General features: G+C 39.9%; 22 protein-coding genes. All 22 read right to left on the bottom strand.

From position 1 onward, the window contains the following. Nucleotides 1–42: 42 nt before the first annotated feature. Nucleotides 43–909 carry a 2-oxoacid:ferredoxin oxidoreductase subunit beta gene (locus tag I5J82_RS06170; RefSeq protein ID WP_198767093.1) on the bottom strand — a complete coding sequence of 289 codons (867 nt, stop codon included), beginning with the start codon at nucleotides 907–909 and terminating at the stop codon, nucleotides 43–45. Between the two features lies 1 nt (nucleotide 910). After that, nucleotides 911–2,653 (bottom strand): 2-oxoacid:acceptor oxidoreductase subunit alpha, encoded by a 1,743-nt coding sequence (locus I5J82_RS06165; RefSeq protein WP_198767092.1) that lies wholly within the window; start codon nucleotides 2,651–2,653, stop codon nucleotides 911–913. A 354-nt stretch (nucleotides 2,654–3,007) separates the two neighbouring features. Then, on the bottom strand, nucleotides 3,008–3,268 hold the full coding sequence (gene spoVS, locus I5J82_RS06160) for a stage V sporulation protein SpoVS (RefSeq protein ID WP_010193268.1): 261 nt from the start codon (nucleotides 3,266–3,268) through the stop codon (nucleotides 3,008–3,010). Between the two features lie 331 nt (nucleotides 3,269–3,599). Continuing rightward, a complete protein-coding gene (gene rny / locus I5J82_RS06155) occupies nucleotides 3,600–5,165 on the bottom strand; it encodes a ribonuclease Y (RefSeq protein ID WP_066393834.1) in 1,566 nt (521 codons plus the stop codon). A gap of 375 nt (nucleotides 5,166–5,540) precedes the next feature. Further along, nucleotides 5,541–6,587 (bottom strand): recombinase RecA, encoded by a 1,047-nt coding sequence (gene recA, locus I5J82_RS06150; protein WP_198767091.1) that lies wholly within the window; start codon nucleotides 6,585–6,587, stop codon nucleotides 5,541–5,543. A 126-nt stretch (nucleotides 6,588–6,713) separates the two neighbouring features. After that, nucleotides 6,714–7,955: a competence/damage-inducible protein A gene (locus I5J82_RS06145; RefSeq protein ID WP_198767090.1), complete on the bottom strand. Its 1,242-nt coding sequence runs from the start codon at nucleotides 7,953–7,955 to the stop codon at nucleotides 6,714–6,716. Nucleotides 7,956–8,110: 155 nt separating this feature from the next. Next, complete coding sequence (pgsA, locus tag I5J82_RS06140; RefSeq protein WP_066393829.1) at nucleotides 8,111–8,689, bottom strand: CDP-diacylglycerol--glycerol-3-phosphate 3-phosphatidyltransferase; 579 nt, start codon at nucleotides 8,687–8,689, stop codon at nucleotides 8,111–8,113. Nucleotides 8,690–8,731: 42 nt separating this feature from the next. Then, the gene (locus tag I5J82_RS06135; RefSeq protein WP_198767089.1) at nucleotides 8,732–9,598 is read right to left on the bottom strand and encodes a helix-turn-helix domain-containing protein; all 867 of its coding nucleotides are present in this window, start codon (nucleotides 9,596–9,598) and stop codon (nucleotides 8,732–8,734) included. Between the two features lie 18 nt (nucleotides 9,599–9,616). Further along, nucleotides 9,617–10,393, bottom strand: coding sequence for a DUF3388 domain-containing protein (locus I5J82_RS06130; RefSeq protein ID WP_066393823.1), 777 nt, complete (start codon nucleotides 10,391–10,393; stop codon nucleotides 9,617–9,619). 134 nt (nucleotides 10,394–10,527) lie between these two features. Continuing rightward, nucleotides 10,528–10,785: a DUF3243 domain-containing protein gene (locus tag I5J82_RS06125; protein ID WP_066393818.1), complete on the bottom strand. Its 258-nt coding sequence runs from the start codon at nucleotides 10,783–10,785 to the stop codon at nucleotides 10,528–10,530. 69 nt (nucleotides 10,786–10,854) lie between these two features. Then, nucleotides 10,855–11,580: an elongation factor P 5-aminopentanone reductase gene (ymfI, locus tag I5J82_RS06120; RefSeq protein WP_198767088.1), complete on the bottom strand. Its 726-nt coding sequence runs from the start codon at nucleotides 11,578–11,580 to the stop codon at nucleotides 10,855–10,857. Nucleotides 11,581–11,639: 59 nt separating this feature from the next. Then, a complete protein-coding gene (yfmH, locus tag I5J82_RS06115; protein WP_198767087.1) occupies nucleotides 11,640–12,929 on the bottom strand; it encodes an EF-P 5-aminopentanol modification-associated protein YfmH in 1,290 nt (429 codons plus the stop codon). Further along, nucleotides 12,910–14,208 (bottom strand): EF-P 5-aminopentanol modification-associated protein YfmF, encoded by a 1,299-nt coding sequence (yfmF, locus tag I5J82_RS06110; protein WP_198768927.1) that lies wholly within the window; start codon nucleotides 14,206–14,208, stop codon nucleotides 12,910–12,912. Before yfmF ends, yfmH begins: the two co-directional genes overlap by 20 nt. Before the next feature lie 364 nt (nucleotides 14,209–14,572). Next, complete coding sequence (locus I5J82_RS06105) at nucleotides 14,573–15,535, bottom strand: ABC transporter permease (RefSeq protein ID WP_198767086.1); 963 nt, start codon at nucleotides 15,533–15,535, stop codon at nucleotides 14,573–14,575. Next, on the bottom strand, nucleotides 15,535–16,587 hold the full coding sequence (locus I5J82_RS06100) for an ABC transporter permease (RefSeq protein ID WP_198767085.1): 1,053 nt from the start codon (nucleotides 16,585–16,587) through the stop codon (nucleotides 15,535–15,537). The genes I5J82_RS06105 and I5J82_RS06100 overlap by 1 nt, the downstream gene beginning before the upstream one ends. Then, nucleotides 16,577–18,103, bottom strand: coding sequence for an ABC transporter ATP-binding protein (locus I5J82_RS06095; RefSeq protein WP_198767084.1), 1,527 nt, complete (start codon nucleotides 18,101–18,103; stop codon nucleotides 16,577–16,579). Before I5J82_RS06095 ends, I5J82_RS06100 begins: the two co-directional genes overlap by 11 nt. Before the next feature lie 81 nt (nucleotides 18,104–18,184). Continuing rightward, nucleotides 18,185–19,252 carry a BMP family lipoprotein gene (locus tag I5J82_RS06090; RefSeq protein ID WP_269819564.1) on the bottom strand — a complete coding sequence of 356 codons (1,068 nt, stop codon included), beginning with the start codon at nucleotides 19,250–19,252 and terminating at the stop codon, nucleotides 18,185–18,187. 90 nt (nucleotides 19,253–19,342) lie between these two features. Beyond that, on the bottom strand, nucleotides 19,343–20,068 hold the full coding sequence (locus I5J82_RS06085; protein WP_198767083.1) for a GntR family transcriptional regulator: 726 nt from the start codon (nucleotides 20,066–20,068) through the stop codon (nucleotides 19,343–19,345). A 196-nt stretch (nucleotides 20,069–20,264) separates the two neighbouring features. Beyond that, nucleotides 20,265–22,631: a DNA translocase FtsK gene (locus I5J82_RS06080; RefSeq protein ID WP_198767082.1), complete on the bottom strand. Its 2,367-nt coding sequence runs from the start codon at nucleotides 22,629–22,631 to the stop codon at nucleotides 20,265–20,267. 119 nt (nucleotides 22,632–22,750) lie between these two features. Further along, nucleotides 22,751–22,960 (bottom strand): YlzJ-like family protein, encoded by a 210-nt coding sequence (locus tag I5J82_RS06075; protein ID WP_137789615.1) that lies wholly within the window; start codon nucleotides 22,958–22,960, stop codon nucleotides 22,751–22,753. After that, the gene (locus tag I5J82_RS06070) at nucleotides 22,957–23,697 is read right to left on the bottom strand and encodes a ClpP family protease (RefSeq protein ID WP_198767081.1); all 741 of its coding nucleotides are present in this window, start codon (nucleotides 23,695–23,697) and stop codon (nucleotides 22,957–22,959) included. Before I5J82_RS06070 ends, I5J82_RS06075 begins: the two co-directional genes overlap by 4 nt. A gap of 92 nt (nucleotides 23,698–23,789) precedes the next feature. After that, entirely contained in the window at nucleotides 23,790–25,457 is a 1,668-nt protein-coding gene (locus I5J82_RS06065) for a ribonuclease J (RefSeq protein ID WP_198767080.1), read from the bottom strand. Nucleotides 25,458–25,762 lie beyond the last annotated feature (305 nt).

The following is a 25,762-nucleotide window of genomic DNA, read 5'->3' as shown; positions in this document are numbered from 1 at the left end:
AGAAAAAAAGCCCCTCTCCTATTTTAGGAGAAGAGCTCTGTCTTACATAAATTCTGCCATCAATTGATTGAACTTTTCTTCAGGTAAGTTCAAATCAACTTTTGCAAGTGCTTCTTTGCTGTATCCGTGTGCAAGATCTTGATAAGAAGGTTTTACCTTATCTTGATAGATGATCCCTTTTACAAGACCTTTGTTTTCCATTAGTGTCTGCATAGCCATCATACGGTTTGAAGAATCATAGTCTTCAATCGTGCTTAAAGATACGAGATGCTCTTTAAACCAATCGTATGTGTTCACTTTATTGTATGTCACACATGGGGAGAATACATTGATCAATGAGAAGCCTTTGTGGTTGATTCCTGCTTCGATGATCGATGTTAACTCTTTTAAGTCCGTTGAAAAACTTTGAGCAACAAACGTAGCTCCAGCAGTTAAAGCAAGTTCCATTACTCCGATCGCTGATTCTACAGATCCTTCTGGTGTACTCTTCGTTTTAAATCCAACATCAGATCGAGGTGATGTTTGCCCTTTTGTTAAACCATAAATCTGGTTGTCCATAACAATATAAGTAATATCGATGTTTCGTCTGATCGCATGTACGGTATGACCCATTCCAATCGCGAATCCGTCTCCATCACCACCTGAAGCGATAACAGTGAGATCACGGTTTGCCATCTTTACACCTTGTGCGATCGGCAATGAACGGCCATGGATTCCGTGGAAACCATAAGATTTGATATACCCTGAAATACGTCCTGAACAGCCGATTCCCGATACGACAGCAAGGTCATCTGGTTCTAAACCTACATTTGCAGCTGCCCTTTGAATAGCCGCTTGTACAGAAAAATCTCCACATCCTGGGCACCAGTTTGGTTTGATGCTGTTACGAAAATCTTTAAATGTAGCCATATTAAACCAGCTCCTTGCATTTCATGACAACTTCTGATGGTAAGAAAGGATTCCCATCATATTTTAACAAGTTTTTAATTTTCTCATGCTGTCCAACATTCATTTTTAATATGTTCGCCAGCTGTCCTGTCGCGTTGTTCTCAACTACGATAACGCTCTTTGCGTTGTCGATCATCGACTTCATCTCATCGGCAGGGAACGGATGGATCAAACGAATGTGAGCATGATTGACTTTTAATCCATCTGCTTCTAATCGAGGAATTGCTTCTTCAATAACTCCTCTTGTTGAGTTGAAACCGACTAAAAGAATATCCGCTTCTTCATGAGGAGCTTGTTTAACAACAGGTACGTTAAAACGTAGGTTTTGAAGTTTACGCAGACGTTTATCCATCTGTTTTTGACGATTAGCTGCTACTTCAGACGGCTTTCCTGTCTCATCATGTTCAACACCTGTTACATGGTGTATCCCATTCTTCATACCTGGGATTACGCGAGGAGAAATACCATCTTCTGTTACTTCATAACGCTTAAAGTATCCATCTTTATCATCTGTATCTGGGAGCTCTTGTTTTGGATCCAGCTTCCCACGTCGAATCTCTACGCGGCTATAATCTAATGGTTCTACCGATTGTTTACCTAGCGATAGCTGTAGATCTGTAAGCAGAATAACAGGAATCTGATATTCTTCTGCAATATTTAGCGCCTCAACAGCGTCATAAAATGCTTCCTCAACCGTACTTGGTGCCATAACCACTTTAGGAATCTCACCATGCGTACCATAGATCATCGCCATCAAATCGGATTGCTCTTGTTTTGTAGGCAATCCTGTTGAAGGACCTCCACGCTGAGTGTCTACAACTACTAAAGGAACTTCTGTCATTCCAGAAAGACCTAACGCTTCCATCATTAATGATAGACCTGGCCCTGCTGAAGAGGTAATCGTACGTACCCCTGCATAGTTCGCTCCAATTGCCATCGTACAAGCAGCAATCTCATCCTCTGTTTGAATAACCGTTCCGCCAAACTCTGGCAGCTTTTTAATCAGATACTCCATGATCTCTGATGCTGGTGTGATCGGGTAAGCGGACATGAATCGAACGCCTCCTGCTACAAATCCTAAAGCGATTGCATCATTACCAATCATGAACATTCTCTTTTTGCCGTCTGCTTTATTTAATTGAAAGCCATCGATCTGGCCACCAGATAATTCATTGAAATGGTCTGCACCTTTTTGGATCGCTTCCATATTCTTTTCTACAACTTTTGCACCTTTACGAGCAAAAATCTCTTCTACAACTTCTAAATAGCTTTCCACAGGAAGACCTAAAACAGCGCTAGTCGCTCCGATCGCTACCATGTTTTTCATTAGAGATGTGCCAAGCTCGCTTGCAATCTCTGTAAAAGGCACCGCATATAATCTAACATTAAGGTCGTCCGGAACAGTAGGATTGAATTTTGAATCTCCAATCACTACTCCTCCATCGCGAAGCTCATGTACATTCACATCGATCGTTTCTTGATCGAATGCTATTAAAATATCAAGATCATCAGAGATCGAACGGGTTTCACTCGTGCTTACACGAATTTTATTGTTGGTATGACCGCCTTTAATTCTGGAAGAAAAGTGTCGATAGCTATACAGATAGTAGCCCTGGCGGTTGAGTGCCATCGCAAAAATTTCACCTGTACTATCAATTCCTTCACCTTGCTGTCCGCCAACTTTCCAGGAAAGTTGATCAATCATGTACTCCACCCTTTCAGTAACCCAAACGTTAATTTTTTCAATCAATAGTTTGATTTAGTATGGTTTCATGTTGTGTTGAACGTGCTTTATCACGTTTACTAAAATTATGTACTAAACGTCTACAATTCTAGACTTAACTTTATAAAAATGCAAGTATTCGCCTAGTATCATTCAAACTATTACAAATAATGTAAATAAATGAAAACGCTTAAAAAAATTGGTACTCTCTTAGAATTCTAGATATGTTTCCCCATTTCCTTCTCTTATTCTCCTGATCTCTTCTAAAATGAAAATAAGTCTATAAAACTAAAAACCTGCTTGCTCATTTGAATGAGCAAGCAGGTTTCACTTTAATTAGCGTGGTTCAACAATTAATTTAATGGCCGTTCTTTCTTCCCCATCGATTAAGATATCTGTAAATGCTGGAATACAAATGAGGTCAACTCCGCTCGGTGCTACGAAACCTCGTGCGATAGCTACTGCTTTAACAGCTTGGTTTAATGCACCTGCTCCGATTGCCTGAATTTCAGCGCCTCCACGTTCTCGGAGAACGCCAGCAAGTGCACCAGCTACAGAGTTGGGGTTAGATTTTGCTGAAACTTTTAATATTTCCATTGTTTAGAACCTCCTTCAGGATAGATACCTGTTCTACTATATTCATTGATTAAGGCTTGTATTCCTGCCGAAACAAAATTGAGTATTCTCTCTCTTTTTGCTGTTTTGCTAAAGCAGCTGCCCTATGAATAAACCCCGGTATTCTAGTACCCTTAACAAAGTTCTTTCAAACCATAATGTGGTTTTTTATGAAAAAAACTGTGATTGACCTAACGAGTAAACAGTTTTAATGTGCTATACCTTTTTCCTTATCTTTTTTTCAAGCATTAACTAGCCGCTAAATTTTTCATATAAAAAAGCGATGGAATTGATCTCCCACCGCTTTGTTTGTTTATTTTGCGTATTCAACTGCTCGAGTCTCACGAATGACTGTAACTTTAATGTGTCCTGGATAATCCAGTTCACTTTCAATCTTTTTCGTAATATCACGTGCTAGTCGGTATGATGCTACATCATCAATCATATCCGGTTTAACCATGATACGTATCTCACGGCCTGCTTGGATCGCAAAAGATTTTTCAACACCATCAAATGATTCTGAAATCTCTTCTAACTTTTCAAGTCTGCGGATATACGTTTCAAGCGTTTCACGGCGTGCTCCTGGTCTTGCAGCAGAAAGTGCATCGGCTGCTGCAACAAGAGTTGCTATGATTGAAGTTGCTTCAGTGTCTCCATGGTGAGACGCAATGCTGTTGATTACTACTGGATGTTCCTTGTACTTCGTAGCAAGTTCAACACCAATATCAACGTGACTGCCTTCTACTTCATGGTCGATTGCTTTACCAATATCATGAAGCAAACCAGCTCGTCTTGCAAGATGAACGTCTTCTCCTACTTCAGCTGCCATTAATCCAGCTAAGTAAGCCACTTCAGTTGAATGTTTTAGTACGTTTTGACCGTAACTTGTACGATACTTTAAACGACCAAGAATCTTAATCAAATCAGGATGAAGTCCGTGAACACCAACTTCAAAAGTTGTCTGTTCTCCTACTTCGCGGATATACTCATCCACTTCTCGACGTGATTTTTCAACCATCTCTTCAATTCGTGCAGGGTGAATTCTTCCATCCTGTACAAGCTTGTCCAAAGCCATACGTGCAATTTCACGGCGGATCGGATCAAAACCAGATAGAATAACGGCTTCTGGAGTGTCATCAATAATTAAGTCAATTCCAGTTAACGTTTCTAATGTCCTAATGTTTCGTCCTTCACGTCCAATAATTCTTCCTTTCATTTCATCGTTAGGAAGGTTTACGACAGAAACTGTAGTTTCTGCTACGTGATCGGCTGCACAGCGTTGGATAGCTAGGGAAAGAATTTCTTTTGCTTTCTTGTCCGCTTCTTCTTTCGCGCGGTTCTCCATTTCTTTTACCATCATCGCCAACTCATGTGTCATCTCGTTCTCAGTTTCAGTCATGATAATTTGGCGGGCTTCATCCCTGGTAATGCTGGAAATGCGCTCAAGCTCTCGCTGTTGTTCTTCTAGCAATTCCTCCACTTTGCTTTCAATCTCTTCAATTTGTCGCTGTTTTTTGGTGAGAGACTCCTCACGTCGCTCTAAAGATTCCTCTTTTTTGTCAAGAGTTTCACTTTTTCTGTCTAGGATCTCTTCTTTTTGAACCAATCGATGTTCTTGTTTTTGAAGCTCGTTTCGACGTTCGCGAATTTCGCGTTCAGCTTCGGTACGTAGCTTATGGATTTCATCTTTTGCTTCTAACAGCGCTTCTTTCTTGCTGGCGTCAGCATCGCGCTTTGCATCTTCAACAATTTGCGCAGCTGCTCGTTCTGCGCTTGAAATCTTCGCTTCAGCAATTGATTTCCTAACAAGATATCCGACAATAGCACCGACACCTAGTGAGACAAGCAAACTGGAGATGAATACTGCTAAACTTGGCATATTCCCACCTCCTCTTGCTTTCTGCTTTTCATACTGCATTTTTGGCGTCAATCGTCTTACATGTGCTGTGCACCATTCATGTCGTACAAATTCTATACATATCTTTTAATTTCATAAGAAATCAAAATATATCTTCATTTTATAGGTGTGCTAAAGGCTTGTCAAGAGAGTCAATCTTCTATAATAATTGGTTGACTTAAAAATAGCAAGGAGCATATTTTGCCTGCTATATTCACTATTCAGTGGAGCTATTCTAGTTGCTTTTTGTCACTCTATAGAGATTAATCTCCGATTTAGCATGAAAACAATTATACTTTAGAAAAGATGCATTAAAACAGAAAAAGACCGGTCGCACTTGACCAGTCTTCACGATTGCTATTCTGTTAACTCAAACTCTTCCTCTAAGGAAGGAGCTTCTACTTCAGCTGTCGCTTTGCCTTCTAGCTGATAATAGTTGCGGATCTCTGCTACGATTGCTGATGCAATCTCAGGGTTTTCTTTCAGGAATTGCTTAGAGTTCTCACGTCCTTGACCTAAACGTTCGCCTTCGTAAGAATACCAAGCACCACTCTTTTGAACGATGTCAATGTCCGAACCGATATCGAGAATCTCACCTTGATACGAGATTCCTTCTCCGTACATGATATCAACCTCAGCCGTTCTAAACGGTGGAGCTACTTTATTTTTTACGACTTTAATCTTTGTTTTATTACCAACAACATCCTGTCCTTGTTTCAGCTGTTCAGCACGACGTACTTCTAGACGAACGGATGAGTAGAATTTTAAAGCTCTTCCCCCTGGTGTTGTTTCAGGGTTTCCGAACATAACGCCAACTTTCTCACGAATTTGGTTGATGAATACCGCGATGGTTTTCGATTTATTAATGGCACCCGAAAGCTTACGAAGCGCTTGAGACATTAGACGAGCTTGAAGACCAACATGAGAATCTCCCATTTCCCCTTCGATCTCAGCTTTAGGAACAAGGGCAGCAACGGAGTCAATGATTAAAATATCTACTGCTCCACTTCTTACGAGAGCTTCAGCAATCTCTAACGCTTGTTCGCCTGTGTCAGGCTGAGACAATAAGAGCTCATCAATATTAACGCCTAGCTTTTGTGCATATTCAGGGTCAAGTGCATGCTCAGCATCAATGAATGCCGCTTGTCCACCATTACGTTGGACTTCTGCAATGGCATGAAGGGCAACAGTTGTTTTACCAGATGATTCAGGCCCGTATACTTCGATAATTCTTCCGCGAGGATAACCGCCGATTCCAAGTGCGATGTCTAAAGTGATCGATCCACTGGAAACTGTTGAGATTCGCTGTTCTGTTTGTTCACCCAATTTCATGATGGAACCTTTACCGAACTGCTTTTCAATTTGGCGTAGAGCCATATCTAGAGCTGCTTTTCTATCGCTCATTCAATTCACTCCTCAAATTCATTTTACATGTATTTTTGTTTCATTAATTCTGTTACTTGCTACTTCTCTATCATATCTCTTTTTTGTTCATTTGCCAATCATTTTACGAACATTTATTCGATTTTTTTATTGTCCTTCTTTGACCAATTGATTTAAATACCTAAATCCATGCTTTACTGCTCTTTCACGAATTCCTTTTCTTGAACCTGCAAGTTTAAATGAGTAGGAATGCGTGTGATTCCCAATTGATATTCCGATGAACACCGTACCAGCCGGCTTGTCTTCTTGTGCATCAGGACCCGCAACACCCGTAAAACTGATGCCGATATCAGTCTTTGTCTGCTTTCGAATTTCCTCTGCCATCCACTCTGCGCATTGTGAGCTAACAACACCATGATCTGTAATTAGAGTATGAGGTACTTTAAGCATCGATTGTTTTAATGCGTTCGAATAAACAACTACTCCACCTTGATAAACAGTAGAGGCACCAGGAAAATCAGTGATGATCTTGCTGAATAATCCACCAGTCAAGCTCTCGGCTGATGCAATCGTCAGCTGATTATTTCGAAGAAGATCAAAAGTCTGACTCTCTAGCGTTTCATCATCGTATCCATAAAAATATGAACCTGTACGACTTAATACTTCTTTTTCTACTTCATCTAGCAGTCTCTTCGCCTCAGTTTCTGAAGGGTGAGCTGCAGTCAGCCGAATCGTAACTTCATGTTCAGATGCTAAAGGCGCAATTGTAGGATTGCTTTGTTTTTCGATTAAATCTTGAAGCTTTGTTTCTAAGACTGACTCTCCAATACCAAAAAACTTTAATACTCGCGAATGAAACTTAGTCTGTACATCCATTTTAGAATAAAGATAAGGAATAACATAGTTGTTAAACATCGGTCTCATCTCGCTAGGTGGTCCAGGCAGAAGTATACACGTGTTGTTACCATGAGTAAACGCCATTCCAGGTGCCATACCGTTATCGTTTGGCAGTACGGTAGATCCTTCTATAATGAGAGCTTGCTTCTTGTTGTTCGGTGTCATCTCCCGATTGGTTTGAACAAAATAATTGGTTATATACTGTAATGCAGCTTCATCATGAACCAATTTCTTTTGAAACAGTTTTGCGATCGTTTCCTTCGTAAGATCGTCTTTTGTTGGTCCAAGACCTCCCGTAAAGATGATCAGGTTCGATCGTGACCTGGCTGTTTGAATAACTGATGAGAGACGGTTCTCGTTATCACCTGCTACTGAGTGATAAAAAACGTTCACTCCGATGTCAGCAAGTCCTTTTGAAATAAATTGAGCATTCGTGTTTGCGATCTGTCCTAATAAAAGTTCACTGCCAACTGCTATGATTTCTGCGTTCAACTCATACACACTCCCTGATTGTATTCTCTGATTTCATATCATTCAAACTTATATATTCTAACAATCTCTATCATTTCTTCACGTTTTTTTGCGTTTTCTCCTTTAGCTAATAAAAAAACAGGAGTTTTCTGCTCCTGTTTTTTCTGGATTCATGATTACTTTGATTTTAATAGAATATGTTTGCTGTTCACGAAATACTCCCAGCCAGAGTATAAGGTAATCAGTGTAGCAGCCCATAAACTGATCGTTGCAAAAGGTAAACCAATCCATGCAAATGGGAGATTATGAAGCAACAAAGCTGAAATCGCAATAATTTGAATCCACATCTTCAGCTTACCCATCTGTCCTGCTGCAATGACCTCGCCTTCTGCAGAAGCAACAGCACGGATGCCTGTTACAGCGAACTCTCGGCTTAGAATAACGATAACCATCCAAGCAGGTGCAGCTCCAAGTTCAACTAATCCTACAAGTGCCGCTGAAACGAGCAACTTGTCTGCAAGAGGGTCCAAAAATTTCCCTAAATTCGTAACTAAGTTATATTTTCTTGCATAATAGCCGTCAACCCAATCTGTGCTGGATGCAAAGATAAAGATCAGCGCTGCTACAAAATGAGTGACAGGCAATTCTTCACCCGCTATTTTCCAAACTCCCCAATCAAAATCGCCCAATAGAACGATCATAAAGAGTGGAATCAAAAAAATCCTAGAAATGGTAATCTTATTAGGTAAGTTCAATGCAATTCCTCCAAAATACGGTCAAAATCAATTTCGTTTTAACTATTGTTGAGCCTTACGTATCACGATTTTTTGATGAATCAGTTCAGTTGCTGGAACAGGATATGTGAATGCTTCCCCATTAATTTTAATAGATGTTACATGAGAAGCGCCAATATTTAGTGTTACCTCTTTTGCAGATGACAGATCAAAGGTTTCTGTTTGACCATCATTCATCTGATTATCAAAATAGCTTTTCTTTGTCTCATCTTGAATCCCTACGTAACTAGGGCCTTTTGCACTCAGTTCCACGACTAGTTTATCCGTATCTTTCAGATCATAAGTTGTTACTTTTCCGATCGTTTCAAGCTTCGTTAACGATTGCTGTTTCTCCTCTTCTTTTGGAGCTTCAGCATCTTTTTCTTCAGTAGAGTCTTCTTTTTCTTCATTTTTTTCTTCTTTTTTCTGCGGTTTGTTTTCATCAGCATCTAATAATACTCCTGGAGCATCATTGCCGCTTTTCGCTTGATCATTTCCATCAGGAAGAAGCTTCCACACGACGAAGAGAATAACCACGATCAAAACTCCAATAAGTAAGATCGGTATCAATCTCTTTAAAAGAGAATGATCTTCTGATACTCCCGACCGTTCTCTTTTTGAACGCGGTTCGAACTCTGTTGTTGGTTCTTTTGCCGATTTTGGTATCTCATGAGCATATTCATCAAAGATGGTCTCATAATGCAAACCTACAGCTTCACAATAATTTTTAATAAACGCTCGAGCATAAAACGATCCAGGAAGTACTTCATACTTTCCTTCTTCAATGGCTACAAGATATCGTTTTTGTATCTTCGTTGCCGTTTGAAGTTCTTCGAGTGACATTCTTTTTTCTTCACGTTTTTCTTTTAATAACTTACCGAGTTCTGTCAACCTTCCCACCTACTTACGTCATTCTAAATTTCCGAATCCTGTTTGATCTTGTTTCAGAGCTTCATATGTAATTTCTTCATCACGATGACTCTTTAGCTCGATAATGTAGTCAAAATCATCAAGTGTATATTCCGTTTGCTGAACAAAAAGATCAGGATGTTCCACAACTTTCGCTGCAGGAAGCCTCATGATCTCTCGTATGAGCTGCCAATGCTTATCGTTCATATTACGTGCTGAGACTGCACCATCGATAATAAAAACGTGGTCAGAATCGTATTCATCATCCGCAAGCATGCTTCTAACGGTCTGGCGCAACAACGTGGATGAAATAAAGACCCAACGTTTATTCGCACAAACACTGGATGCTACGATACTTTCAGTTTTCCCAACACGCGGCATGCCTCTAACGCCGATTAATTTATGTCCTTCAACTTTATATAATTCAGCTAAAAAGTCAACTAATATACCAAGTTCATCTCTGATAAAACGAAACGTTTTCTTATCGTCAGCATCGCGTTCAATATATCTGCCGTGTCTAACAGCAAGACGATCGCGAAGCTTCGGTTTTCGAAACTTGGTTACTGTAATGTTATCCATTGAATCTAAGATCGATTGAAGCCTGTTGATCTTTTCTTCGTTATCAATGATCAGAAGCATTCCACGTCGCTCGTTATCAACACCGTTAATCGTGACGATATTAATTCCAAGCATACCTAATAAGGAAGATATATCCCCTAGGAGACCCGGCCGGTTTTTATGTATCTCATACTCTAAATACCATTCTTGCTCTCCCATAATTCATCTCCTTATTCTTTCAAAATGAAACAAAATTCTACATCTATTCTTGTTTCTAATAATAAATGATTTCAATTTATTATGAAAGCAAAATAAAAGGATGTTAAGAAAAAATTCTTAACATCCTTCACCATTTAGCGGCTTCCGTCGTTTTGAACTAGCTTGACCATCATGTTTGCGATGGCGTGTCTTTCGTTTTCATCGGCCACTTTCCAAAGATCGGCAAGAACTTTTTCTTCCTCGTTTTTTGGTTCTACGTGGTTCGCTAAGTAGCCACCGATCTCAGTTGCTAAGTTCGAGATCGTATCGTGGTTCATACCTTCGTGTTCCGCGTGATTTAAACGCTCTGCCAAGAAATCTTTCCATTGACCAAAGTTGTCTAATACAGACATGCTGTCTCCTCCTTCAAGGTTGATACAGCATTAATATCTCTTAGTTTCACCCTTTTTATACATGTTTTTTTAAGTAAACCACGATCCGTTTATGGAAAGGATGTGACCGGATATATAATCTGCTTTCTCACTCATTAAAAATTCAACGGCATGAGAAACTTCACGAGGTTCTCCAAACCGACCCGCAGGTATATCCTCCGCTAATGAACGCTTCTCCTCATCTGTAAACTGGTCCATCATAGGAGTGGATATCACTCCTGGAGAAATACCGTTCACTTGAATATGACTAGGAGCTAATTCTTTTGAGAGTGCTTTAACAAACGTATTCAATCCGCCTTTTGCGGCAGAATAGACCGTTTCACATGCAGCGCCGACATCTCCCCAAACAGATGTGACCATGATGATCTTTCCAGATTTTTTTTGTATCATATTCGGCACAATCGCTTTCGTCAGTGAGATCGCACTTAAAAGATGCAACTGCATCGTCTCTGTTATTGATTTATCTGTAAAATCAGTGAGAAGACCAAAATGAGCAGAACCACAGTTATATACGAGCACATCAATAGGCTCTTGAATTTGGGTCCATAGAGCTTTTGGTCCCTCTGCTTTAGACAGGTCAGCAGAGACAATAAAGACGGGTACACCATATCTATCCTTTAATTCGTTCTGCAGCTTTTCTGCAGCACTTCGATTGGTGTTGTAATGAAGATACAACCGAAAACCATTTGATGCTAACATACGGCTGATCTCGCTTCCGATCGCTCCTGATGCTCCTGTGACAAGCGCGTTTTTCAATGTTAATCCCTCATTGCTGTAAAAAAACACCCTACCTCAGCAGGATGTTTTTAAATTTATTATGACTTCTTTTTTTGTACTTGGCAAACGGTCATCACTTCTTTTTTAAAGTGATTTTGTAAGACGTGTTCAACATCACGAACAGTTAATGATTCAAAAACTGGAATCACATCAAAGAGGTCCATTTTATTGAACGCATAACGAGTGAACTGGTTCGCAATAAACTCAGGTGAGTTCAATGATCGTAAAAAAGCGCCAATCTTCTTTTTTCGAGCACGATCAAATGAATTTTCATCAATCGTCTGTTGTTTAAAGGATTCAACCATTCCAGAGATTCTTTCAACAAATTCATCTGGAGATCCAGTATCTCCTCCAAGCATGCTAAAACCAAACCCATTCTCTTCTGTGTAATCAAATGAAAAAGTTTGATCGATCAATCCCTCGTCATATAATATTTCATAATTCGGAGAGCTTTTTCCGAACATCATTTCTAAAAGAAGATTTACACTTAGTTCATGTTTCATTAACTCTTTACCTTGACGATTAGGAGTGGCTTCTTTATAACCCATATAACACTTAGGGGTCTGTACCGTCATCTCGATCACTTTCTTGGATTTCGCAACCGTTTGTGGCTCCTCGTCAAAGAATCTTTCAATTGGTTCTTTTTCTTTAAACGTTTTTTGTGATTGGTTGTCTTTAACGAAATTTAAAATATCTTTAGCATCTACCGGACCCACGATAAAGAGGATCATATTGCTCGGATGATAAAACGTCTCATAACATTCATAAAGATCATCTTTTGTAATCTTAGCGATGGATTTTTCTGTTCCAGCTATATCGATCTTTACCGGATGATGATGATACATATTTTCAATCAAGCCAAAATAAACGCGCCAATCTGGATTATCATCGTACATTCTGATCTCTTGACCGATGATTCCTTTTTCTTTCTCAACCGTTTTTTCAGTAAAATACGGTTCTTGAACGAAATCAATTAGCGTCGTTAAGTTCTTCTTCACATCACCTGTTGTCGAGAATAGATAAGCTGTTCTGTTAAAAGTAGTAAATGCGTTAGCAGACGCACCTTGTTTACTGAAATCTTGAAATACGTCTCCGTGCTCTTTTTCAAATAGTTTATGTTCAAGAAAATGTGCGATTCCATCAGGAACTTTGACATTTTCATCTTTTCCTAGTGGTTTAAAATGATTATCGACCGATCCGTAATGAGTCGTAAACGTAGCATATGTTTTATTAAAGCCCTTCTTTTCCAGAACATATACCTTTAATCCATTTGCTAGTTCTTCATAATGCAGCGTTTCGTCTAATTGATCAAACGTTTTCATTCCCATTCTTGCCAGCTCCCTTCAAGAAGAATATGGTATCAAGTGTTACTTTTTTAGCTACTGCAACCACATCATCTTTTGTTACTTTTTTTATTCCTTCCATCCACTCTTCAATGGATCGATCCGTACCAGCAACAACATTGTGATACAGCACTTCTGATAGACCTATCGGGTGATCGATCGTCTCTAACACTTGGTTGTTGATCATCGCTTTCGTCTGTTCAAATTCAGATTCTGTGATATTGCCCTTTTTCATTTCATCATGCTGTTCTTTAATTATTTTTACTGCCTTTTCGTAGTTGGCAGTTTCAATTCCACTCATAACAAAAACAGCACCTTTATGGCTCTCGAAACGAGAAGCGGCATAATAAGCCAAACTTTCTTTTTCACGCACGTTCATGAACAACTTAGAATGAGAAAACCCACCGAAAATACCGTTAAACACTTGTAGAGCGAAATAATCATCGTCTGCATAGGTAGTATACGTGCGATATCCCATATGTAACTTTCCTTGTTGAACATCCTGCTCTTCAAAGATTTCCTTAACTTCAGAAATCCTCTTTTCATCTGCAGCATTCACCGCGTTAGCCTCATCTTCATTTCTATCTTTCGAAAAACGAAAATGCTTACTAACCTTGTCAACCATCTCATCCGTTGAAATATCACCGATCACATAAAGATCGATCTTATCGTTTTTTATCACATCCTGATAATAATCAAATAGCTCTTTTGAAGTTATCGAATCTACTTCATCACCGTTACCATAGACGTTTAAACGATAAGGTTCAGAGTCGTACATTTCTTCTAAAAGCCGTTTATTGGCATAACGCATCTTGTCATCATAGATCGATTCGATCTGCTGTTTCAGACTGCGCTTCTCTTTTTTTACGATTCCTTCTTTAAAAACGTCTCCTTCTAGAGCTGGTGCTAAAAGAACTTGAGATAACAAATGGAAAGCTTTATCAAGAACAGGTTCTGAATTGGATAAAAATTTCTCGTTCGCTACCTCCATCCGAATACTGATCACCTGATTTTCACCTTTTTTGGAAAGATCCGCATTTAAAGTAGCTCCATAAAGATCATCCAAAGCACTTCTAAGTTCTTTTGAAGAAGGAAAATCTTTTGTGCCGCTCTGTAAGACATAAGCAAGCAAAGCTCTCTTTGTTACGTTCTTTTCGTTGATCGGTTCTTTAACCTGAAGTATGAACGATGTGGTCTTATACTTTTTTGTTTCAATCGTATGTACAGTCATGCCGTGGAGATTGGTTTTTTTATGATTAACAATTCCCATTGAATAAGTACCCCTTTCATTATGTCTACATCCTAGTTTACCCATTTTCGATATTTGACATGACATTCCTCCTTCTAAAAACAAAAAAAGTCCGCTTATCGGCAGACTTTTTTATTATATGTTACTCTAAGATGTTTTTGAAAGCAGTTGACCTTCGTTTTTAGGATGCTCGCTTTCCACGGGGCAGGCATCTCTACAAGTAAATGCTACTAAAGTAAGATTCCTCGTCGCATGCCTTGCGAGAAGTTTCTCATCTGGTAGGCACGCACCTTCCACTACAATCAACTGTTCATAGAAGAAAAAAGTTTAAATAGCAGCAATCTCTATATACTACCGCCATCTAAGTAGACATCAGTTTTTATCTTTTTCCCTTTTCGTAAGGTGTACCAAGAGCTTTCGGTGCATCCGCACGTCCTACTAGACCCGCTAAAGCTAGTATCGTAAGAACGTATGGAGCGATAAGCAAGAATACTTTCGGAATATCTTGCAGACCTGGAATCTGTGCTCCAGATATACTGATCGCTTGCGCAAGACCGAAGAATAAAGCAGCTCCTAAAGCACCTAGTGGATGCCATTTCCCAAAGATCATAGCAGCTAGAGCCATGAAACCTTGTCCTGTTATCGTAGAGTGTGTAAAGTTTCCTGAAATAGAAGCTACATATACAGCTCCACCTAGACCAGCTAGAGCACCACTCAATAAAACGCCAACATAACGCATCTTTTTAACGTTGATTCCCATCGTATCTGCAGCCATCGGGTGTTCACCTACAGAACGAAGACGTAGACCAAATGGGGTTTTGTAAAGAACATACCATACGATTACAGCCACAAATACGGCTAGATAAGAAGTCAGATACGCATTTGAGAAAAATAGTTTTCCGATAATCGGAATATCTGACAAGAACGGAATGTCACTTTTAGAGATACGTTGTGAAATAACAGGTGTTTGCCCGGCGTTAAAGATTTTTTTCGTTAAGAAGATCGCGAGTCCCGCAGCCAAAAAGTTGATCGCTACACCACTAACAACTTGGTCTGCTTTAAGCGAGATACTTGCAACAGCATGAATAGATGCAAATAGTGCTCCAACGATCATTGCAACTACAAAACTAACCCATGGTGCTGCTCCAGCTAATCCGAACTGTTCGCCATAATAGATTGTTACGGCACCTGTAAAAGCACCAAATAGCATTAGGCCTTCTAAGCCGATATTTACAACTCCTGAACGTTCACTAAAAACGCCACCTAGAGCGGTAAAGATTAAGGGAGCAGCTGACACGATAGCAGCAGGTATGATTAGTGCTAGAATATCCATAAAACTCATCAGATCTTACCTCCTCTGTTCACACGGTTCATCAACCAATGAACAAGATAGCTGCACGCAACAAAGAAGATGATTAAAGCGATAACGATTCCAACAAGTTCTGTCGGAACTCCTGCCATAGCTTGCATATTCAGTGCACCAATCTTTAGTCCGCCAAACAATGCAGCACCTAAAATAACACCGATCGCACTGTTAGCACCAAGAAGTGCAACCGCGATCCCATCAAATCCTACTCCGGTAAAACCGGCATTGATCGTCATGTATTGATACGTACCTAGACCTTCCATACTTCCTGCAATTCCCGCAAATGCTCCTGAGATGGCCATAGAAAGGACGATATTTTTTGAAACGTTGATTCCAGCGTACTGAGATGCATGCTGGTTAAACCCTACAGCACGAAGCTCATAACCTAATGTTGTTCTCCATAATAAGAACCACATGATCACTGCAGCAACGATTGCTACAATGATTCCATAGTGAAGTGTAGAATTGTCTGTTAGCTCTTGCAAAAACGGCGAAGCGAGAGAAGCTGTTTCTTTTACGTTCTCTGTTCGCTCACCTGGAGCAAGCATGAAGTTACGGATGATTTCATTCGTACTATAAAGTGCGATATAGTTCATCATAATTGTAGTAATTACTTCATGAACTTTAAAACGTGCTTTTAAGATACCAGGAACAGATCCCCAAAGTGCGCCCGCGACTCCAGCTGCTAGAATGGCAAGCGGAATATGAATAATGGCCGGAGCATCAACAAAAATCCCCACATAAACGGCAGCTAGCCAACCGACTAAAAGCTGTCCTTCTACTCCAATATTGAATAAGCCGGTTCTAAACGCAAATGCTACAGCCAAACCTGAAAGAATAAGAGGTGACATCTGTCTGATTGTTTCACCCAAATAGTATGAACCGCCAAAAATCCCTTCAAATAGAGCTGCATATGCTTCAATCGGTGGATATCCGCTTATGAGCATGATAATGCCGCCGATAAGAAGTCCTAAAAATACGGAGATAAGAGGCACTAGAAATTTCATTTTGTTTGTATTATTCTGCATGAACGGTACCTCTCTTTCCTCCAGCCATCAGTAGACCCAGCTCTTGTTCTGTTGTTTCTTTCGGATTTACGATCGCAACGATCTTTCCTTCATACATCACTGCAATTCGGTCACTCACGTTGATGATCTCATCCAATTCAAAGGAAACGAGCAGAACGGCTTTGCCATTATCTCTTTGTTCGATCAGTCTGGAATGGATAAACTCGATCGCTCCAACATCCAGTCCACGAGTTGGCTGAGCGGCGATCAAAAAGTCCGGATCGCGGTCAACTTCTCTTGCGATGATCGCTTTTTGCTGATTTCCACCGGATAAGGCACGAGCTGGTGTGTAAGCATCAGGTGTACGAACATCGTATTCCTCAATCAACTTTTTAGCTTTGTCAAAGATCGGTTTGAAGTTTAATATTCCTGACTTAGAATATGGCTTTTGATAATAGGTTTGGAGAACCATGTTCTCTCCTACTGAAAAGTCCAATACAAGTCCATGCTTGTGTCTATCTTGTGGTATATGACCGAGTCCGTTCTCTGTAACACTTCTAGGAGACTTATTCGTAATCTCTTTATCACGCAGATGTATAGACCCTTCGTGGACTTTATGAAGACCCGTGATCGCTTCTAATAGTTCAGATTGTCCGTTTCCATCAACCCCTGCGATTCCGACGATTTCCCCAGCATGTACAGTCAGGTTCAGACCGTTTACCGCAGGTACTTTTCTGCTATCATGAACGACAAGATCTTTAATCTTTAATACAGCTTCTTTAGGTACGGCATCAATCTTTTCAACTTTAAAGTTTACTTCACGACCAACCATCATCGCTGCCAAAGAATCAGGGTTAGAATCGCTAACGTCTACTGTACCAACGCCTCTTCCTCTTCTTATAACCGTACAGCGATCACACACTTCCATGATCTCTTTTAGTTTATGAGTGATAAGGATAATGGACTTGCCTTCATTAACAAGCTTTTTCATGATCTGAATAAGCTCTACGATTTCTTGAGGAGTTAAAACGGCTGTAGGCTCATCAAAAATGAGAATATCTGCTCCTCTATAAAGCGTTTTCAAAATTTCCACACGTTGCTGCATCCCAACTGAGATATCTTCTATCTTTGCGTAAGGATCTACACGAAGTCCATATTGATCTGAAAGAGCTTGTACTTCTTTAGCCGCTGTCTGAAGATCAACTTTCCCGCCTTTTGTAGGTTCTTTTCCAAGAATGATATTTTCGGTAACAGTAAACTTATCAACGAGCATAAAGTGCTGATGAACCATCCCAATACCAAGCGAGTTGGCAATATTCGGATCATTGTTCACCACTTTATTTCCTTTTACGAAGATCTCTCCTTGTTCAGGCTCATAAAGACCGAACAAAACGTTCATTAACGTTGATTTACCTGCACCATTTTCACCTAGTAAGGCATGAATCTCCCCTTTTTTAACTTGAAGCGTGATATTATCATTTGCGACGATTCCAGGGAATTCTTTTCGGATATTGCGCATATCGATTACATATTCCATATTCTTGCTCCCCCCTTATTGCATAAGGAAGGACTTGGCTTATGCCAAGTCCTGGCCAATTATTAAACTAGCTTCATAGAATTACTTTAAGTTCTTTTTAAACTCTTCAAACTCAGCGTCTGTTTTAGGAACTTTCACTTCTCCAGCGATGATTTTCTTTTTGAAATCTTCAACAGATTGAAGTGACTTCTCTTCAACGTTCTCTTGAGTTGGAGCGATACCTACTCCATCTTCTTTAAGACCGAACTCTACGATTTTTCCACCTGGGAATTTACCGTTCATCGCTTGTTCAGAAACTTCGTAAACCGCTTGGTCTACACGTTTTACCATTGAAGTAAGCGTTACGTTCTCAGGCATACCTTCTTCGTGTTGGTCACGGTCAACACCGATTACCCAAACCTTTTCACCGTTCTTCTTACGGTTCTTCGCTTCAGTGAACACACCCATACCCGTTCCACCAGCAGCGTGATAGATTACGTCAGCACCTTGTTGATAGAACGTGTTAGCGATCTGTTGTCCTTTTTCAGCTTTGTTGAAGTCTTCTGCATATTGAACCATTACTTCAGCATCAGGGTTAGCTGTTAATACCCCAGCTTTAAATCCGTTTTCAAACTTTTTGATCAGTTCACTGTTAACACCGCCAACGAAACCTACTTTGTTCGTTTTTGATTGCATACCAGCTACTAAACCTACTAAGAATGAACCTTCATGCTCAGAGAACGTAATGTTTGCTACGTTGTCACCTTTAACAACCATATCAACGATTGCAAGCTTTGCATCAGGTTGTTGTTTTGCAACAGTTTCAACATCAGTTCCCATCAAGAAACCGATACCAAATACTACATCATATTTTTGACGAATAAGTGAGTTCAGGTTCGGCTTGTAATCACTTTGTGCAGTTGATTGCAAGTATTTGTACCCTTTGCTCTCTTCTAAACTATTATCTTTACCAAACTTCGTTAGACCTTCCCAAGCTGACTGGTTGAAAGACTTATCGTCTACACCGCCAGTGTCTGTTACCATTGCTACTTTAAAGTCTTTTTTCTCTCCTCCGCCAGAAGACTTCCCGTCATCAGAAGATCCACATCCGGCAAGAATCGTACCGGCAGTTAACATTGCAGTTACCATCAATCCTAATTTCTTTTTCAAGTCATTTTCCCCCTGTAAGTGTTTTCATTATAATGACTAAAACCAATGCTGCAAAATAAAGTACCGATCACCCCCTAAAAAAGACTTTAATTATAAGCGCTTTCTTAAAACAGAGAATAAAAACTTATCAGATCTAAAGTAGTTGCAAGAATAAAGTACAGGTTCATCAAATTGATCATAGTGCATTTGCTTTAAGATGAGGAGTGGAACGCGTTCATCGCTTTCCAAAATCTCAGAAACTCTGTCATGATATCCGATTGGTTCAATATTTGTTACCGCATACATAACACGTCTACCTGTTTCTTTTTCCAACATCTCAAGGAATGATTCATAATCGTGTAATCCTTTTGCCGGGAACAGATGTGCTGGCATATGGTCTTTACAGAAGACGACTGGTTCACCGTCTGCAGTACGTACCCGTTCCATCATCATGAGTCCTTCAGGCAATGAATCGTTAAACTTACTAAGCAGTTCTTCCGTAACATCAGTCATCTGTGATGTTAGGAAAATAGTCCCAGCTCGTTTACCTCCTCTTTCTATCATATCGGTCACACTGTAGAGTTCTTCAATCCCTGATGAGAACAAAGCACGAGTTCTTACAAAAGTACCAACACCGTGTTTTCGAATGAGTACGTTTTCATCTTCTAAAATACGAAGCGCCTCTCGCAGTGTAGCTCTAGAGATACCAAGCTGTTTTGATAGTTCAAATTCAGAAGGAAGTTTTTCTCCCTCTTTGTAAATACCTTCTTCAATATCTTTCTTTAACTTTTCAATCACTTTTATATATAACAAGCGATGGTCAGCCTTTATTGACATTACAAAACCACCTTAACTAAGTTGTTCGACGTATGACAAATTATTAGTAGAATCGACATTACTATACCATTTTTATTTCTATAAATAAATACTATTTTTACAAATTTTTAATAGGTATTCTTTGGTTTTTACATAAATTGAATTAAATTCCAACCACAAATGAAAACGAGCCCGTATGAGCTCGTTTTCCTAAGACCTATGAACTAGATGCTTCTTTTTCATCCGGCATAGCAGAGATTAGCACTTCTCGTGGTTTAGATCCTTCATATGGTCCTACAATTCCTTTCGATTCCATCGAGTCAATCAATCTTGCCGCTCTTGAATAACCGATGCGAAACCTTCTTTGAAGCATGGAGACGGAAGCTGTCTGCATATCGACGACGAGTCTGAAAGCATCTGAAAACAAGTCATCTTCAGACTCCATAACCGCAGGTTCCGCTTCTTCTGTAGGAATCATCTCTGCTTGATATTGAGCTCTTTGCTGCGACACACAGTGATCTACGATCGCTTCTACTTCTTCATCCGATAAAAATGCGCCTTGAACGCGGACAGGCTTTGAAGCTCCTGAAGGGAAGAACAACATATCTCCTCTTCCTAAAAGCTTCTCAGCCCCTCCCATATCAAGTATCGTTCTTGAGTCCGTTTGTGATGATACACTAAACGCGATTCTAGACGGGATATTCGCTTTAATAACACCTGTAATAACATCAACAGAAGGTCGCTGTGTTGCAATAATCAAATGTATACCCGCTGCTCGAGCCATCTGAGCAAGACGGGTGATCGCGTCCTCAACATCACCTGAAGCAACCATCATCAAGTCAGCAAGTTCATCGACAATAACCACGATATAAGGTAAGAAAGGCTGTTTTGCTTCACCTTTGGCGTTTTGTTTTCGGATCGATTCATTGTACCCCTCGATGTTTCGTGTACCGCTATGAGAAAATAACTCATACCTACGTTCCATCTCAGAGACTACTCTTTTTAATGCTTGAGCTGCCTTCTTAGGCTCAGTTACGACTGGTGCCAGGAGATGTGGTATCCCATTATACATATTTAATTCTACCATCTTCGGGTCAATCATCATCATTTTCACTTCGTGTGGTTTAGCTCTCATCAGAATACTCGTAATAATGCCGTTTACACACACACTTTTACCGCTTCCGGTTGCTCCTGCAACAAGTAAGTGGGGCATCTTAGAAAGATCTGCGATAATCGGTTCACCTGAGATATCTCTACCTAGACCGATCGCCAGTGGTGATTGTTGACCAGAAAATTGTGGGGCCTCAAGAACTTCTCTTAATGTCACCATCGAAATCTCCTGATTTGGCACTTCGATCCCAACAGCTGATTTTCCTGGTATCGGTGCTTCGATCCGAATATCTTTTGCTGCTAATGCCAGAGCTAAGTCATCTGATAAATTCACAATCTTACTTACCTTAACACCTACATCTGGATAGACTTCATATTTTGTAACTGCAGGGCCGAGGTGAACTTTAAGAACTTTTGCTTTTACCCCAAAGCTCTCAAACGTTTTTTCAAGTTTTTTCGCGTTACTTTTACTTGCAGCATATTGCTTGTCTTTATGCTGACCGCTATTTTGTGGCGTTCTGAGGTGTTTCATCGTTGGAAGCTGATAATGTTCGTTCTGAATCACTTCATCACCAAAATTAACAGGTAAAGGTGAAGGTGTAGCTGCCGGCTCATCTTCAGTTCTTCTGACTTCCTTTACATCTTCTTTTTCTTCGTTTTCACCGTACATCTGAGGTGCAAATTTCAACTGAACACCATTCTCTGTTTGTTGAACTCTTTTAGTGAAATCTTCAATGACAGGATCTTCAGAGATGATGATTTCTTCTGTATCGTCTTCCTCATCAACAGTTGCAGGTCTTAAATTTTTCTTTTCTTTTGCTTTTTTTATTCTTTCTTCTGAAAGTGACGTTTTCTTTTCTTGTAGATACTCTTTCATTTTTGAAGTTGCCGAACTCGTTGTATCGACTAGTTTCTGAAGAAGAACCGATAACGATTTACCCGAAATCAACAGAAGACTTCCAATTATAAGAAAGAAGATGACAAGTTTTGTTCCACCAGCACCAAACAAAAAATAAAAAAGAGCAAAACCGATAGCTCCTACAAGTCCTCCACCAATATCATTGGTTGAAGTTTCCCCTTGAAGCTGCATCCAATAAAGATCCCATGTGTTTCTTATGACCGAGGCATCTTTCCATTCTCCACCGTTTGTTAAATGTTCAAACAAAGTCAAGTGGCTTAATACTAAAAATGAGAAGAAAAGAATATATACACCTGTTAATTTCTTGGATATTAGGACCGGCCAACTTCTTTTCCAGATCAAATAAAAGGATAATAATATACAAGCGAGCAGAAGAATGCCGTACCATTCCCCGCTAAAGAATCTCAGAAGATGAACAAATGCCATTCCTACATTTCCCATCTTAGCAAGTGCTAGAGAGGACAATGCCAAGATGGTAAGTCCCGCTATCTCAAACGTCAGCTGTTCTTTCCATCTCCCTTTATTCTTAGCTTTCTTTTTTTTGTTTTTTGCCATTTTTTTCACCTCACCAGCATCCAATATTATGTATGTATGAACAAAAATAGAAAGAAAAGCAGCCCTGCAAATCATTAGGCTGCTTTAAAATAGTATAGCATAATTCTTAGATGACTTTTTCAAAAGTTTCGCAGCACCATTCCTGGTTGACAGTCTTCAAGTAAAAAATGAGAAGGGTCTGTGCTCATGATCTGAACGATCTTTGTTTCATCACCCATACGTTCTACAAGGACAGGTACATTATTATAAAGTATTACATTCTGCGCTGACTGTTCGTTTCCTTCTTCGGGAAACATCAATTCGAAAGGCTGCATCGTGTACCAGATCATTGTGGTAATCCTTTATCATCTTCTTTTCTGTTTGCTTCGATCAGTTCGTTTAACTTCTTGATCGCTTGGCCTACTCCGCCTACAGCGTTTATGAGTCCATCACTTACGGCATCTGTTCCAATAACATTTGTACCGATATCCCGTGTGAGATTTCCTTTAGAAAACATCAGTTCTTTAAATCGCTCTTCTGTGATTTCAGAATGGCTCGTTACAAAAGAGATGACCCGGTCCTGCATCTTGTCTAAATACTCAAACGTTTGCGGCACCCCAATCACCAGACCTGTTAATCGAACCGGATGGATGGTCATAGTAGCCGTTGGTGCGATAAACGAATAATCAGCGCTGACCGCTATTGGAACTCCTATGGAATGTCCTCCTCCTAATACCAGGGAAACACTAGGCTTTGAGAGGGATGCGATCATCTCAGAGATAGCAAGGCCAGCCTCCACATCTCCGCCAACTGTATTCAGAATGACAAGAAGTCCTTCAATCTTATGATTCTGTTCGATGGCTACTAATTGCGGAATCAAATGTTCGTATTTGGTCGCTTTGTTGTTAGGAGGAAGCTGCATGTGCCCTTCGATCTGACCTACGATCGTCAAACAATGTATGCTTGAGCCTTCCATTGTAGGAACGTTCGTTTGTCCTAACGATTGTATCTTTTGAATAAGTCCCGAGCTATCGTCCTTCTTGGGTGCATCTGTCTGTGGTGCTTCTGTTTCTGGTGTCTGATCCATAATTCATACCCCTTCTAAGTTAGGTTCTTCTTAGTATGGGCGTTATTTCCATTCATATGAGAAAAAAAATAAAAACCCGCTATACCAGCGGGTTAAATTTCCATAATGATCGGCATGATCATTGGTCTTCTCTTTGTTTTTTCAAACAGATACTGACTTAATGTATCTCTGACGTTTGACTTCAGACTAGACCATTCTTTCATATTTTCGTTCATGCACTTTTCAAGAACGTCACGGACTTTTGTATTCGCTTCCTGAAGAAGAGCTTCACTCTCACGAACATACACAAAGCCTCTTGAGATGATCTCAGGACCTGAGATCAGCTTATGTGAATCTTTGCTGATCGTAACAACGACTACTAAGATTCCATCTTGTGATAAAAGTTTACGGTCACGAAGCACGATGTTTCCGATATCTCCAACACCAAGACCATCGACTAATACGTTTCCAGAAGGTACTTTTCCAGTTTTTTGAGCGAATCCATTAGCGAACTCTACCACTTCACCTTTATCAACGATAAAGATGTTGTCTTTTTCAACTCCAACTTCGATCGCCAATTTTTGATGTGCTTTTTGCATCTTATACTCACCATGAACGGGCATAAAGTATTTAGGTTTCATCATACTGAGCATGAACTTAAGCTCTTCGGCACTACCATGTCCTGATACGTGGACCTTTTTCTGACCAAATATAACGTCAGCTCCTGTACGCATCAGTTTATCAACCATCTTCGCAACTGAGGTTTCATTGCCAGGTATCGGGGTAGCGGCAATTACAACTGTATCTGAAGGACGAAGAGCGATCTGTTTATGTGATTTTTGTGCCATTCTAGACAACGCTGCCATCGATTCACCTTGGCTCCCTGTTGTTAAGATGACTACTTTTTCATCACTGTAATCGTTTGCTTGATCTATCGTAACTAATAGATCTTTTTCGATCGTTAAATAGCCTAGTTGTGATGCGATATCTACGACTTTCACCATACTTCTTCCGTTAACAGCTACTTTTCTGTTTGTTTTTGCAGCTGCGTTCATTACTTGCTGAACACGGTGAACGTTTGAAGCGAATGATGCGATGATGATTCTTCCTTTTGCTGCTTGGAATACATCAAGGATCTCTTGTCCAACTTGTGCTTCTGGACCCGTAGATCCTGGGCGCTCTGCATTCGTACTGTCTGAGAGCAGACACAGTACTCCTTCTTCAGCCAATGCTGAAATCTTGCCAAATTCCGTATGCTGTCCATCGATCGGCGTATGATCGATCTTAAAATCACCAGTATTTGCAATAATCCCCTGTGACGTGTGAATTGCAATACCTACTGCATCTGGAATACTGTGATTTACGTGGAAGAAGCTTACCTTCGCACTATTAAATGATAGTTTTTGGTTCGTTTCGATCATGTTTAGTTCAGTGGAACGCAAAAGACCTGCTTCTTTTAGTTTTGCTTCTACAAGTCCTAACGTCAAACGTGTTCCATAAACGGGCACGGGTACTTGTCTTAAGACATATGGAAGTCCACCGATATGGTCTTCATGGGCATGAGTTAAAAAGATTCCAGTCACACGCTCCAGGTTTTCCTTTAAGTAGGTCACATCTGGTATGACAATATCAATTCCAAGCATTTCCTCTTGAGGAAACATTAGACCAGAGTCCATAACAAAAATTTCCTCACCTGTGTCTACTACATACATGTTTTTGCCGATCTCACCGACTCCGCCCAAGGCAAAAACTTTAATTTTATCTCTATTTTGTTTTGACAATGTGTATATTCCTCCTATGTTGTATGTAAAAAAAATAAATCCCGATCACGTCACTTAAAAACATTATACTCTATGAGAGGAATACAAAACAAGACTGAGCAAAAGACAAATAAAAATAAGGTTATAGTTGTACGTAATCGTATTGAAACTTGGTCCTATTTGTAAATTTGCCTGTGCTATTGGATACTCAACAACTTTGAATGGTTTTAAGCACTATTTTTACGCTTTATGATTTGATTATGCCTTCAAATATGCTTGGTCAAATGAATGGACTGGGAAGATTTTTGTTTCTTCAAAATTATTTT

This window comes from Fictibacillus halophilus, from assembly GCF_016401385.1.
Classification (GTDB): Bacteria; Bacillota; Bacilli; order Bacillales; family Fictibacillaceae; genus Fictibacillus; species Fictibacillus halophilus.
Note: the sequence above shows the minus strand (reverse complement) of the source record. Positions and strands in the feature narration are given on the sequence as shown.